The organism is Synechococcus sp. CS-1329 (assembly GCF_025128055.1).
Lineage (GTDB): Bacteria > Cyanobacteriota > Cyanobacteriia > PCC-6307 > Cyanobiaceae > Regnicoccus_A.
Map to the genome: position 1 here is coordinate 1 of NZ_JAHLYS010000005.1, position 12,099 is coordinate 12,099.

Annotated in this window: 10 protein-coding genes; 4 read left to right on the forward strand and 6 right to left on the reverse strand. The window is 68.6% G+C overall.

Annotated elements, in window-relative coordinates; all coding sequences use genetic code 11:
- The coding region (locus tag KQ304_RS00700) for a prephenate dehydratase domain-containing protein (protein ID WP_311133871.1) at nucleotides 1-447 on the reverse strand (447 nt) is incomplete at its 3' end.
- Between the two features lie 60 nt (nucleotides 448-507).
- On the opposite strand from KQ304_RS00700, the gene KQ304_RS00705 reads away from it, so the two are divergent.
- Nucleotides 508-1,020, forward strand: a complete 513-nt coding sequence (locus tag KQ304_RS00705; RefSeq protein WP_259735213.1) for a DUF1997 domain-containing protein — start codon at nucleotides 508-510, stop codon at nucleotides 1,018-1,020.
- Here KQ304_RS00705 and KQ304_RS00710 read toward each other — a convergent pair.
- The 3 genes from KQ304_RS00710 to KQ304_RS00720 form a co-directional block, all read right to left on the reverse strand.
- Entirely contained in the window at nucleotides 995-1,591 is a 597-nt protein-coding gene (locus KQ304_RS00710; protein WP_259735214.1) for a ribonuclease HII, read from the reverse strand. The two genes, KQ304_RS00705 and KQ304_RS00710, sit on opposite strands and share 26 nt — an antisense overlap.
- Nucleotides 1,592-3,727, reverse strand: coding sequence for an Rne/Rng family ribonuclease (locus tag KQ304_RS00715; RefSeq protein WP_259735215.1), 2,136 nt, complete (start codon nucleotides 3,725-3,727; stop codon nucleotides 1,592-1,594).
- Nucleotides 3,728-4,019: 292 nt separating this feature from the next.
- Complete coding sequence (locus KQ304_RS00720; RefSeq protein ID WP_259735216.1) at nucleotides 4,020-6,725, reverse strand: TIGR03960 family B12-binding radical SAM protein; 2,706 nt, start codon at nucleotides 6,723-6,725, stop codon at nucleotides 4,020-4,022.
- An 88-nt stretch (nucleotides 6,726-6,813) separates the two neighbouring features.
- On the opposite strand from KQ304_RS00720, the gene KQ304_RS00725 reads away from it, so the two are divergent.
- From KQ304_RS00725 to KQ304_RS00735, 3 genes are all read left to right on the forward strand, one after another.
- Complete coding sequence (locus tag KQ304_RS00725) at nucleotides 6,814-8,073, forward strand: LL-diaminopimelate aminotransferase (RefSeq protein WP_259735217.1); 1,260 nt, start codon at nucleotides 6,814-6,816, stop codon at nucleotides 8,071-8,073.
- An 84-nt stretch (nucleotides 8,074-8,157) separates the two neighbouring features.
- A complete protein-coding gene (clpS, locus tag KQ304_RS00730; RefSeq protein WP_259735221.1) occupies nucleotides 8,158-8,484 on the forward strand; it encodes an ATP-dependent Clp protease adapter ClpS in 327 nt (108 codons plus the stop codon).
- A complete protein-coding gene (locus KQ304_RS00735) occupies nucleotides 8,485-9,312 on the forward strand; it encodes a CPBP family intramembrane glutamic endopeptidase (RefSeq protein ID WP_259735218.1) in 828 nt (275 codons plus the stop codon). It abuts the gene before it with no gap.
- A 6-nt stretch (nucleotides 9,313-9,318) separates the two neighbouring features.
- On the opposite strand, the gene KQ304_RS00740 is transcribed toward KQ304_RS00735, so the two are convergent.
- Nucleotides 9,319-10,938 (reverse strand): photosystem II high light acclimation radical SAM protein, encoded by a 1,620-nt coding sequence (locus KQ304_RS00740; RefSeq protein ID WP_259735219.1) that lies wholly within the window; start codon nucleotides 10,936-10,938, stop codon nucleotides 9,319-9,321.
- 8 nt (nucleotides 10,939-10,946) lie between these two features.
- A complete protein-coding gene (gene cofG, locus KQ304_RS00745) occupies nucleotides 10,947-11,966 on the reverse strand; it encodes a 7,8-didemethyl-8-hydroxy-5-deazariboflavin synthase subunit CofG (protein WP_259735220.1) in 1,020 nt (339 codons plus the stop codon).
- Nucleotides 11,967-12,099: the final 133 nt, after the last annotated feature.

The window sequence follows — 12,099 nt, forward strand, 5'->3', positions numbered from 1 at the left end:
GGCCACCGCCGCGCGTATGCGGCTGCCGGCCACCAGCCGGGCCGCTTCCGCGGTGGAGCTGGTGGGCAGCTGCAGGGCCTCGCTCAGGTGTTCGCTCAGCCAGAGGCTGCACTGGGCCAGGGCCTGGGGGTGGGAGAGCACTTCACTGATCCGCTCGATCGGCCCGGAGCCCAGCAGGGCATGGCGGATCGGCAACACCAGCCCGCGGCGGATGCGCAGATCGGGGTGCTCCCAGAGGCCATCGAGGCAGGCGGTCACGCCCCCCTCAACGGAGTTCTCCACGGGCACCACGGCGGCATCACAGCGGCCTTCCGCCAGGGCCCTGACCACCGAGCGAATGCCACTCTGGGGCAGCAACTCCGGCGCATCGATCCCCTCGAGGGTGGCCAGCTGCCGCGTCGCCTGCTCGCCGTAGGTGCCGGCAGGGCCGAGGAAGGCAACACGCATGGTGAAGGGGTGAAACAGCGGTCGATAAGATCATCCTCCCCCGGCCACCGAGACGAGGCGATGACCCTGGCCTTCAGCGCCAGCCAGCAGCTCAGCCTCGCGATCGGCGAGCGCTCTGAGGAGCTGGTGACCTATCTCGACGACGAGGAGCGGGTGATTCAGGCCCTGCTGGATCCCAGCCAGCTGACCCGGCTGGGAGATGGGCACTACCGCTATGACGTGACGGGGCTGCAGGTGTTTCAGCTGCAGGTCAAACCGGTGGTGCAGCTGCGGGCCCAGCGGCGGCCCGGACGCCTGGAGCTCGAAGCGGTGGAGTGTCACCTGGAGGGGCTGGGCCTGGTGGAGGACTTCCAGCTGAACTTGACCTCCTGGCTGGAGGTGGGTGGCCAGGGGTTGGAGGGGGTGGCCCAGATGGCTGTGAGTGTGAGCCGGCCACCGATGCTGCGCCTGATTGCCCCGCGGGTGCTGGAAGCCACGGGGCGCTCCCTGCTGGGCGGTGTCCTGCTGGGTATCCGCACCCGGGTGAGCCAGCAGCTGCTGAAGGATTTCATCTGCTGGCGCGAGGGCCGCTGAGCAGCTTGCCCAGGAAGCTGAGGCGGTGCAGGGAACTGGGGCCGAGGCGAATCAGGGCCTCCCGGTGAATGGCGGTGCCATAGCCCGCATGGCGTTCGAGGCCGTAGCCGGGAAAGCGCTCCGCCAGGCGCACGATCAGGGCATCGCGGGCCTGCTTGGCCAGCACGCTGGCGGCGGCGATCGCCAGGCAACGGCGATCGCCTTGAACCAGGGTGCGTTGCCGGCCCCGCCACAACCGCAGGGGCAGCACACCATCCACCACCACCAGAGCAGGGGCCTGGGGAAGGCGCTGCAGAGCCCTGAGCATGGCCATCTCGGTGGCGGTCCGGATGCCCAGGCGGTCGATGTCAGCGGCGGAGGCCTGGCCGAGTGCCCAGGCGGAAGCCTGGGCGGTGATCAGCGGCACCAGCCGCTGACGATGGCGGGGGCGCAGGGCCTTGCTGTCGGTGAGGCCAGCGGCCGCCAGAGGTGCCGCCGCCTGGGCCGGCAGGACCACAGCGGCGGCAAAGACCGGGCCGAACAGACAACCACGGCCCACTTCATCGACGCCGGCCAGGGCCCGCCAGGCCACTCAGACGCTGGCGGAGGAGCGACGGCGGCGGCGGCGGGGCTCGGCGCTGGAATCAGCCTCTTCCACCTCCGGCGCCGGGGGAGCCACGCTCGGGGCTTCAACCACAGCCACGGCACCGTCGTCTTCACGCCGTGCCTGACGGCCACGGGGCTGGGAGCGAACCACCCGGCCGGAGGCGGGTGATGACACCTCTGAGACAGGGATCTGCATCACCGAGGACTCGATCACGGTGGTCATGGGTGCGGCGGATTCGCCGAACGTCTCGGGCAGGGGGGTGATCTCCACCAGCCTCGTCTGGGTGTCGTCGTCAGGGCTGTCCTGGCGGTAACGGCTGGGGGCCTCGATCTCCCGGCGGGGAGTGGGAGCCTCAGGGCCGGAGCGGCCGCTGGCGGGGGCTGCCTCGGCGCCACTGCCACCGCGGCCACCGCGGCGGCGGCGGCGGGAGCCGGAGGCCGCCAGCTGCTGGCGGGCCGCCTCCAGCACCGCATCACCGTCTTCGCCGGGGCGCACCACCCGCACCACCAGATTCTCCCCAGTGGGGGGCGGATCCAGCAGCAGGGCCGGACTGAGGCCCATCCATCCGTAGACCAGTTCCTGGTCGGCGTCCATCGACACCGCCACCAGATCGGGATCCTGACGGCGGCTGAGGCTGCCCCCACCGCCACTGTCGGCACTGCTGCCGCCCTGGACCGGCTCCGGAGCACTGGCCGGGGCAGCCTCCTGGCTGTCGGCAACAAAGGGCACCGCTGCCGCGGTCTCGCTGACGTCGCTGGCGCCACGACCACCGCGGCCCCCACGCCCCCCGCGGCGGCGACCGCTGCTGGGCTCAGCGCCGTTGGGGCTGGGAACTTCCGCCCGCGCCGAGGCGGCCGAGCGCACCAGACCCGTGACGGTGGCCAGGGGCTGGAGGGTGTCCTTGCCGGGGAGCACCGCCACATGGCCGAGGCCGCCACAGCTCGGGCAGGCGCGACCGAACAGTTCGTAGATGTTCTGACCCTGGCGCTTGCGGGTCAGCTCCACCAGGCCCAGCTCGGTGAGCTGGGCGATCTGGGGGCGGGCCGCATCGTCCTGGACTGACTGAGTGAAGTGCTCCAGCAACATCAACTGGTCACGACGCGACTCCATGTCGATGAAGTCGATGATCACCACTCCGCCGATGTTGCGCAGCTTGAGTTGACGGGCAATCTCGGCAGCGGCCTCACAGTTGGTCCAGAGCACCGTTTCGCGCGAACTGGCCGAGCGGGTGAAGGAGCCGGAGTTCACATCGATCACCGTGAGCGCCTCGGTGGGCTCGATGATCACGTAACCGCCTGAGGGCAGATCCACCCGTGGCTTGAGGGCATCACGGATGGCGGCATTCACCCGGTACTGCTCCAGTACATCGCCGCCGTCGACGCTGTGCTCCACCAGGAGGTTGGCCTGATCAGCGCCGAGGAAGGCATTCACCCGGGCCACCGCGGCGGGGGTGTCCACCACCACCCGCCAGACGTCGGGGCTGTAGAGGTCGCGCAGGACCCGGTGGATGAAGTCCTCGTCGCGGTTGAGCAGCACCGGAGGGGTGGCCGTCTCAGCGGCTTCCTGGATGCCCTCCCACTGCCTGAGCAGGGTCTCAAGGTCGTCGATCAACTGATCTTCGCTGACTCCCTCGGCCTCGGTGCGCACCAGCAGGCCAGCGCCGGGGGGCTTGATCAGCACCCCAAGGGCCCGCAGGCGATTGCGCTCGTTCTCGCCGCTGATCCGCCGCGAAATACTCACCCCCTGGCCCTGGGGCTGCAGCACCAGGAAGCGACCGGGCAGCGTCAGGTTGCCGGTAAGACGGGGTCCCTTGGTGCCGGTGGGCTCCTTCATCACCTGAACGAGCACCTTCTGGCGGGGCTCGAGCAGTTCGGTGATGGCCGCAGCGCCCTTTCTCAGCCGCAGGGGGCCGAGGTCGGTGACATGAATGAAGCCATTCTTCTCGCTCTCGCCAATGTTGACGAAAGCGGCATCAATACCTGGGAGAACATTCTCGACCCGGCCGAGATAGACGTCGCCAATCTGATAGCGACCCTGGGCTACGACCAGTTCATCAACACGGTCGTCGTTGAGCACGGCGGCGATCCGCAGTTGCTCCGCGATGACGATCTGCTGGGGCATGGAGGATAGGGGGTGGCTCTGTGGAGCCATGCCATGGATGGGAATGAATCCCTGAAGCACGAACCCGCTGGGCAGAGCGCGCCGCAAAGCCGCTCAACTGCTGAACCAGCAGGACGAAGACGGAGGAGAAAAAACCTTTTGAGGAGCATCCTCAGGAGGATCAACCTCCATTCGCGGCGATGCTGCCGGAATGGGCCGGCCAAAGCGCGGAACAGTGCCTACGGAACCAATGGTTGTAGGGCAACGTCTGCAGAGGGGAAGCTACAGACGGATCTGCCGTCTTGGGGCGACATTAGCACGCGTCAACTGGCGCCTTGGAATCAGCCGGGCGGAGCAGCAGCCGGTCGCGGCTGACCTGGCCAAGGCTCAGGGGGACCCCAAGCCGCTCCTGCAGCCAGGCACACACCTGCTCAGGGCGAATGCTTCGGCCCTCGGGATCAATGCGAGCCTTGAGCTGAAGCCGGCAGGAGTGTGCCGCCGCCCGGATCAACGCGAGATTCAGCAGCAGAGGCCGGCAATCCCGCTGGCGCGGCCTGCCCTTTTTATCCGTGTCATGCCAGGGGAGGTCAGCCGACCTGAGCAGGCTCTCCAGGGCTTGCCCCCAGTGGGCTGAGGCCAAGCCCTGAAGAGCGCAGTCGCCGGCCTCGGCCAGCAGATCGAAACTCCACTCGGAGCCCTCCAGCCCCTGGGAGAGGCTGGGCGCTCGCACCGGCACCTCCTCCACCCCAGCCAGCCTCAGCCCATCGGGCAGGGTGGCCTGCAGCTGGACCAGGGCGAGCGCAGGGTCCACCCTCGCGGCGAACTCCAGGTCGAACCATTCACCGCTGGCCTCCACCCCCAGCGGCAGCGCCAGGGCGAACTGCAGACGGGGCAGGGGATGGAAGCCACCGCTGAAACTCACGGGCAGGCCGCTGCGACGCAGGGCCCGCTCCATCAACCGCGCCAGATCGAGATGGCTGAGCAGGGCCAGCGCACCGGTCTTGCTGAAGCCGAAACGCAGGCGCTGCAACCGCTCGCTGGCCGGAGCACGGCTGGGGTGCTGCGCGGGGATCGGCGGCGCCTCCACCACCACGTTGTGGCCGAATTCGGGCCCGCAGACGCCACAGCTGCTGCAGCCGTCGAAGGAGCAATCGGGCACCACCACCGCGGCGAGGGCCCGCTGCAGGTCTTCCGCCAGCCAGGCCTTGTCCACACCGGTGTCGATGTGATCCCAGGGGAGCGGCTGGGCGCAGAAGGCCTCCAGGTCGGCGCTGCTGAGGGCGCCGGTGCTGCTCCAGTCGCCCATCTCCAGGGCCCGGTAGCGGCCGCCCAACCCCGCGGCCTCGATCGCGCCGGTCCAGGCGGCATGGGTGGCCTCGATCGTCTCGAACCAGGCATCGAGGCCGGCACCGGCGCGCCAGGCGGCCTCGATCACCGGCGCCAGGCGGCGATCACCGCGACCCACGAAGTCCTCCATTGCCGAGAGGCGCGCATCGGTGAAATTGGACTTGATGCCCTTGAGCGTGCGCAGCTCCCGCCGCAGCAGCTCCTGCCGCCGCCGGAACTCCGAGCTCGACACGCTGTGCCACTGGAAGGGGGTATGGGGCTTGGGAGTGAAATTGCTGATCGTCAGGTTCAGCTCCAGCCGCCCCAGATCGCGGCACTGCTGCTGCAACGACCGGCAGGTGTCGGCGATGCCGAGCACGTCGGCATCGGTTTCCCCCGGCAGGCCGATCATGAAATAGAGCTTGACCCTGCGATAGCCGCTCTCCATCGCCGTGCGGATGCCCTGCAGCAACTCGGCGTCGCTGAGACCTTTGTTGACGATGTCGCGCAGGCGCTGGCTGCCGGCCTCCGGCGCAAAGGTAAGGCCCGCCTTGCGGGTGCCGCCGAGGATGTGGGCGATGTTCTGATCAAAGCGGTCCACCCGCTGGCTGGGCAGGGTGAGGCTCACGTTCTGGTCAGCCAGGCGGTTGCGCAGCTCCACCCCCACCGCCGGCAGGGCCAGGTAATCGGAACAGCTGAGCGAGAGCAGGGAGAAATCGCTGTAGCCGGTGCGCTCCATCCCCGTTTCCACCGCCTCGATCACCGCCTCGGGCTCCACATCCCTCGCCGGGCGGGTGAGCATGCCCGGCTGGCAGAAGCGGCAGCCTCGGGTGCAGCCGCGGCGGATCTCGATCGTGAGCCGGTCGTGGACCGTCTCGATGTGGGGCACCAGACCCATGCCGTAGTGCGGCATGGGCGTGGCCACCCGCCGCAGCACCCGCTGGGGGAGCTCGGGCCGCAGGGGCACCAGGCTGAGGCCATCGGGGCCAGGGCCGTAGAGCGAGGGCACATAGACGCCCGGCACCTGGGCCAGATCGCGCAGCAGGGCGGAGCGGCTGAGGCCGGCCGCTTTGCCCTCAGCCACCACCAGGCCGATCTCCGGCAGCAGCTCCTCGCCGTCGCCGAGGGCAATGAAATCGAAGAAGGCGGCGAAGGGCTCCGGGTTGCTGGTGGCGGTGGGTCCGCCGGCGAAGATCAGCGGCGGAGCGGCGGGATCGGCCAGGGGCAGGTCGCCCCGGTCTGAAGCGTGGATCGGCACGCGGGCCAGATCCAGCATCTCGAGGATGTTGGTGGCCCCCAGCTCGTAGCTGAGGCTGAAGCCGAGAAGATCGAAGGCGGGCAGGGGCCGGCGGCTCTCCACCGCGAACAGGGCCTGCTGCCGCTGGCGCAGCCGTGCAGCCAGATCCGGGGCCGGCAGGTAGGCGCGGTCGCAGAGCTGGCCGGGGACAGCGTTGAGGATCGAATAGAGGATGATGTGGCCCAGATTGCTGGCGCCCACCTCGTAGATCTCGGGGTAAGTGAGGGCCCAGCGCACGCCGGCGGCCGGCCAGTCGTGGGGCTCGACGCCCAGCTCATTGCCGAGGTAGCGGCCCGGCTTGGCGATGCTGCGGTCCACCAGCTGCTCGAAATCGACGGGGGCGTCGAGCGGGGGGGCCGGCGCCCCGATCGGCTGGCTCGCTTCGGCGACGGTCACAGCTTCACGGTCAGGGCACAGGCCGATGGTATCGAGCCTGGCCGGCGCCATAGGAAGATGCCCCTCAGCACCAGCGCGCGCCGCAGCAGTGGTTCAGATCAACGGCAACTATCTCAAGCTCAAGGCGGGGTACCTCTTCCCCGAGATCGCCCGGAGGGTGAAGGCCTTTGCCGAAGCCCAGCCGGAGGCCCAGCTGATTCGCCTGGGCATCGGCGATGTCACCGAACCGCTGCCGGCCGCCTGCCGCGAAGCGATGAAAACAGCCATCGATGCCATGGGAACCCGGGAGGGTTTCCATGGGTATGGCCCCGAGCAGGGATACCTGTGGCTGCGGGAGGCCATTGCCCAGCACGATTTCCAGTCGCGCGGCTGCGCCATCAGCGCCGAGGAGATCTTCGTCTCCGACGGCTCCAAGTGCGACAGCAGCAACATCCTCGACATCCTTGGACCGGACAACCGCATCGCCGTGACTGACCCGGTGTACCCGGTGTATGTGGACAGCAACGTGATGGCGGGGCGCACCGGCGAGGCTGACGCCAGCGGCCAGTACGGCGGCCTCACCTACCTGCCGATCAGTGCCGAGAACGGCTTCAACGCCCCGCTGCCCCAGCAGCCGGTGGATCTGATCTATCTCTGCTTCCCCAACAACCCCACCGGTGCGGTGGCCAGCCGGGCCCAGCTCCAGCAATGGGTCGACTACGCCCGCGCCCACAACGCCCTGATCCTGTTCGATGCCGCCTACGAGGCCTTCATCCAGGATCCCGAGCTGCCCCACTCCATCTATGAGATCGAGGGCGCGCGCGAGTGCGCGATCGAGTTCCGCTCCTTCTCCAAGAACGCCGGCTTCACCGGCACCCGCTGCGCCATCACCGCGGTGCCCCGCGGGCTGATGGGCACCAGTGCGGAGGGTGAGAGCGCCGAGCTCTGGGCCCTGTGGAACCGCCGCCAGAGCACCAAGTTCAACGGCGTCAGCTACATCGTGCAGCGGGGCGCCGAAGCGGTGTACTCGGCCGAGGGCCAGGCCCAGGTGAAGGCCCTGGTGACCTTCTACATGGAGAACGCGGCCATCATCCGCCGGGAGCTCAGCGCCGCCGGCCTGCAGGTGTACGGCGGTGAACAAGCCCCCTATGTGTGGCTGAAAACCCCCGAGGGGATGGATTCCTGGGGCTTCTTCGACCATCTGCTCAACAGCGCCCATGTGGTGGGCACTCCAGGCAGCGGCTTCGGCGCCGCCGGCGAGGGCTACTTCCGTCTCTCGGCCTTCAACAGCCGGGACAACGTGGAGGAGGCGATGGCCCGGATCGCCCGAGGTTCCCTGGCCCCTGCGGCCGCAGGGGCTGCCGCCTAATTTGTGTGGATGCTCTTGAGTCTGAATCCCGTCGCCAGCCATACCCCCAGCCCCTCCCGCCGCATGAACGTCTCCCCCCTGCTGATGGCCCTCCCCTGCGCCGTGGAAACCCCCAGCCGCTCGCCGGGCGGCACCGCGGTGATCGAAAAGGAGAAGCAGCGGGTGCGCAAGCCCTCACCCCGCTACAAGGTGCTGCTGCACAACGATCCGGTGAACTCGATGGAGTACGTGGTCGGCACCCTGCGCCAGGTGGTGCCGTCATTGAGTGAGCAGGACGCCATCGCCGTGATGCTGGAAGCCCACAACAGCGGCGTGGGCCTGGTGATCGTCTGCGACCTGGAGCCCGCCGAGTTCTACAGCGAAACCCTCAAAGCCAAGGGGCTGACCAGCACGATCGAGCCGGAGAGCTGAATGCGGAGACGCGCGTGGCTCGGCTGGATCGGCACGCTGCTCTATCTGCCGCTGCTCTACGCCCTCGGCTGGTTGACGCTGCAACCCCTGTTGGCAGCCGGTCTGCTCTCGGGTTGGCGGCCTGATCAGGTCGCTCTCCTGGGCACCGGGCTCGCCTTCCTTCTGCTGCTGCTGACCTTGCCCCTGCGCCTGGGCAGGGTCTGGGGGGAGCGACAGCCCTGGCGGACGCTGGGGGTGGCCATGGGCTGGGGTGTGTCCCTGCGCTCGCTGCTGCGCGGCCTGCTCAAGGCCGTGGTGCTGCTGATCTTCGTGGTGGGGGCGCTGCTGCTCAGCGGCCAGGCGCGCTGGAGCGGTGGTCTGACGGCGGCCGAGGTGCTCAATGCCGTGCTGTTGATTCTGGGGGTGGGCTTCGCTGAGGAGCTGGTGTTCCGCGGCTGGCTCTGGGGCGAACTGTGCCAGCGGCTGGGGGGGGGCGTGCGGGCCGATGAGCGCGCCATGGTGGCCCAGGCCGTGGTGTTCAGCCTCGCCCACACCCGCTTCAACCTCGGCGTGGCGCCGATGGCCGGATTGCTGGTGGGCCTGCTGCTGCTGGGGCTGGCCCTGGGGCTTCAGCGGCGGGCCGATGGCGGCTCCCTCTGGGGAGCCGTGGGCCTGCACGGGGGGCTGGTGGGGGGATGGTTTTCGCTGCTGGCGGGCCCTCTGCAGATCGAATCCACGGTGCCGCTCTGGCTGGCCGGGCCTGGCGGCGCCGATCCGAATCCGATCGGTGGACTGCTGGGCTGGTCCGGACTGGCCGCGCTGCTCTGGGTGCGGCGGCGCTACTGGTGAACGGGCTCAGCGCACCGCGGTGGCCAGGGCCCTGCGACCCTCCACCGGCGCGTGCAGGGCCTCCTCCAATGGAGCCAGGCCGTAGTCCCGCTCCAGCAGAGCCATGACGGTGCGGCCGAAATCACCGGGGTTGGTCTCGAAGGCCTCCAGGCAGATGCGCCCAAAGACACTGCCCATCGGCTCGGGATTCCAGAGCAGCTTGCGCGCCGTCCAGGGCATCATGCTCATCGGGTTGTAGCCGGGCTTGAGCAGACCCTGCTCAAAGCCGTATTGCTCCAGATGGGTGTGGGGCTGCAGGCCGATGAAGAAGATGGCCGGCTCCACCTTGTCGGCACCGAAGATCCGCTCCAGTTCGCGGTGGTAGGCGAGCGTCTGGCGGATCGTTTCAGGGCGCTCATCGATCACGTTGAAGGAGTAATTCACCGACACGTGCTCACGGAAGCCGGCCCGGGCCAGCAGCCGGCAGTTCTCCAGCACGGTGCGCAGGTTGTAGCCCATGCGCATCTTGCGCACCAACTCCTGGCTGCCGGAGGTGATGCCGATCTCGAAGTAGTCCATGCCGGTGGCCACCATCAGCTCAGCCAGCTCGGCATCAATGTTGTCGGCACGGATGTAGGCCGCCCAGCGGATGTCGTCCATGCCGGCCGCCGGGATCGCGCGCAGCAGCTGCTTGGCATCGTCGATGTAGCGACGGGCCGGGATGAACTGGGCGTCTGTGAACCAGAAGCCGCGCACCCCCCGGTCGTAGAGCTGGCGCATCTCAGCCACCACCTCCTCCACCGGATTCACCCGCACCGCCTTGCCTTCCACCACGGTGTAGACGCAATAGCAGCAGTTGTGGGGACAGCCACGCTTGGTCTGCACGCCCACGTAGAAATCACCCCCATCGAGATACCAGTCGAGCTGGGGCCAGATCGAGGCGATGTAGGGATAGTCGCAGGCGGTCTTGATCACCCCCTCCGGCTGCTCGTGGATCAGCCCCGCCCGAGGCGGTTCTCCCACCACATAGCAGCGCTCCGAGGCCAGGGAGCGGCCGCTGATCAGCTTCTCCAGCAGCGGCTCCCCTTCTCCCACCGACACCACGGTGCCCGGCGGCAGGCTTTTGCCCAGTTGCTCGTAGAACACACTCACCGCGCCACCACCGATCACCACCCGCGCCGCGGGATGGAAACGGCGGGCCCGGCGCAGGCCGCGCCGCACCAGGCGCAGGTTGCGCCAGAGCTCGCCGTAGAACGCACCCATCAGCCGCAGACCGCCGAGGGCCCCGCGCAGGCGATGCAACGGATTGGCGGCATAGAACACCTCAAAGGAGTTCTGCAGCGGGTTGCCGCCACGGCCATCCACAGGCGCATAGATCTGGATGTCACGCCAGGAGAACACCAGCAACGTGGGGCGGAAGGCCTCAATCGTGGCCAGCAGCACCCGCTCCACATCCAGCAGGGGCAGGGCGGCCAGATCAAGAATGCGCTGGGGCAGGCCCGGGAAGCGCTTGTGCAAATGATCGGCCAGGTACACCGGACCGATCGGGAAGATCGGATTGCAGGGCAGGCGAATGAGCAGCACCCTCTCGGCACTGGCACCGGGGGCGGGCTGATTCGGTTCCAATTGCTGCTCCGGCCGTGCCATCAGTTGCCTCAGGCCAGGCCGGACGCTAACAACTGTGATTGAAGGGCAGTGGACCGGCGGCGAAGATCTGGCGGCAACCAGGGGATGAAGCGGTCGTGCACGCAGAGGCGCGGACGCAGGCTCCAGCCCGCCCGCTCCAGCCGGGCCGCCAGCTCCCGGGGGCTGGGCTGGGGGTAGGCAGCATTGATCACATCGTGGCTGTCGATGCCACCGAGATCGTTGATGCCGGCCTCCAGAGCCAGGGGCAGGCTCTCCAGGGGCCAGAGGTTGGGCGGCAGCTGCAGGGCCACCTGGGCAGGCAGGATCCGGCGGGCCGCCTCAATCAGCTCCAGCAGGTCGTGTTGTTCGGCCGTGCTGAGCGGCCGGGCCCCAGCCCCATCGGGCCGCCAGGGCTGAAGGATCACCTCCTGCAGATGACCCCACTGCCTCTGAAGCTCTGCCAGCAGCTCCAGGGCCCGCAACCGATCGGAGCGGCTCTCCCCCACCCCCAGCAGCAGCCCAGTGGTGAACGGCACCCCCAGGCGACCAGCCTGCTCCAGCTGGCCGAGGCGGAGAGCGAGACGCTTGCTGGGGGCAGCCCGGTGCAAGCGCTCATAAGCCGGGCCAAGGCCCTCCAGCATCAGACCGAGGGAGGGGTTGAGCCTGGCCAGAGCCGCCATCTCCCGCCGCGAGAGCGGCCCGGCATTGGTGTGGGGCAACCGCCCCAGAGCCAGGGCCAGCCCACTGAAGGCCAGCAAGCGCGCCAACCAGCGGGCCCGCTCGGGGGAGCCTGGCGCCACTTCGCCGCTGAGCAGCAGCACCTCCGTGGAGGCTGGCCGCTGACGCAGGCTGCGCTCGGCAGCGGCCAGGCTGAGGTCGTTGGTGGCACTTGGCTCACGCCGAAAGCCGCAGTAAGCGCAGGCGTTGAAACAGCTGCGGGTGGGCACCAGGGTGACGCTGGGGCTCCAGCGCACCAGCCGTGTGGGGTCGTCGCCCTGCTCCCTGCCCCGGCCCCGCCGCCAACCCGCAGCAAACCTTAAGGAGTTCATACATCCCGCAATGGTCTGTTACATTGAGTCAGGCGAAGGGCTTTCGGGCCCACCAGCTGGGATTTCCCCATCTGGATTTCGTTCTACTTAACCGACCCCTTCGGGGGCCACTACCCACGCTCTCATGACCACC

Excerpts from the sequence above, each read along its gene's own strand:
- KQ304_RS00705 (WP_259735213.1), top strand. The coding sequence starts at position 508 with ATGACCCTGGCCTTCAGCGCCAGCCAGCAGCTCAGCCTCGCGATCGGC.
- KQ304_RS00715 (WP_259735215.1), bottom strand. The coding sequence starts at position 3,727 with ATGCCCCAGCAGATCGTCATCGCGGAGCAACTGCGGATCGCCGCCGTG.
- clpS (WP_259735221.1), top strand. The coding sequence starts at position 8,158 with ATGGCCCTCCCCTGCGCCGTGGAAACCCCCAGCCGCTCGCCGGGCGGC.
- KQ304_RS00735 (WP_259735218.1), top strand. The coding sequence starts at position 8,485 with ATGCGGAGACGCGCGTGGCTCGGCTGGATCGGCACGCTGCTCTATCTG.
- KQ304_RS00740 (WP_259735219.1), bottom strand. The coding sequence starts at position 10,938 with ATGGCACGGCCGGAGCAGCAATTGGAACCGAATCAGCCCGCCCCCGGT.
- cofG (WP_259735220.1), bottom strand. The coding sequence starts at position 11,966 with ATGAACTCCTTAAGGTTTGCTGCGGGTTGGCGGCGGGGCCGGGGCAGG.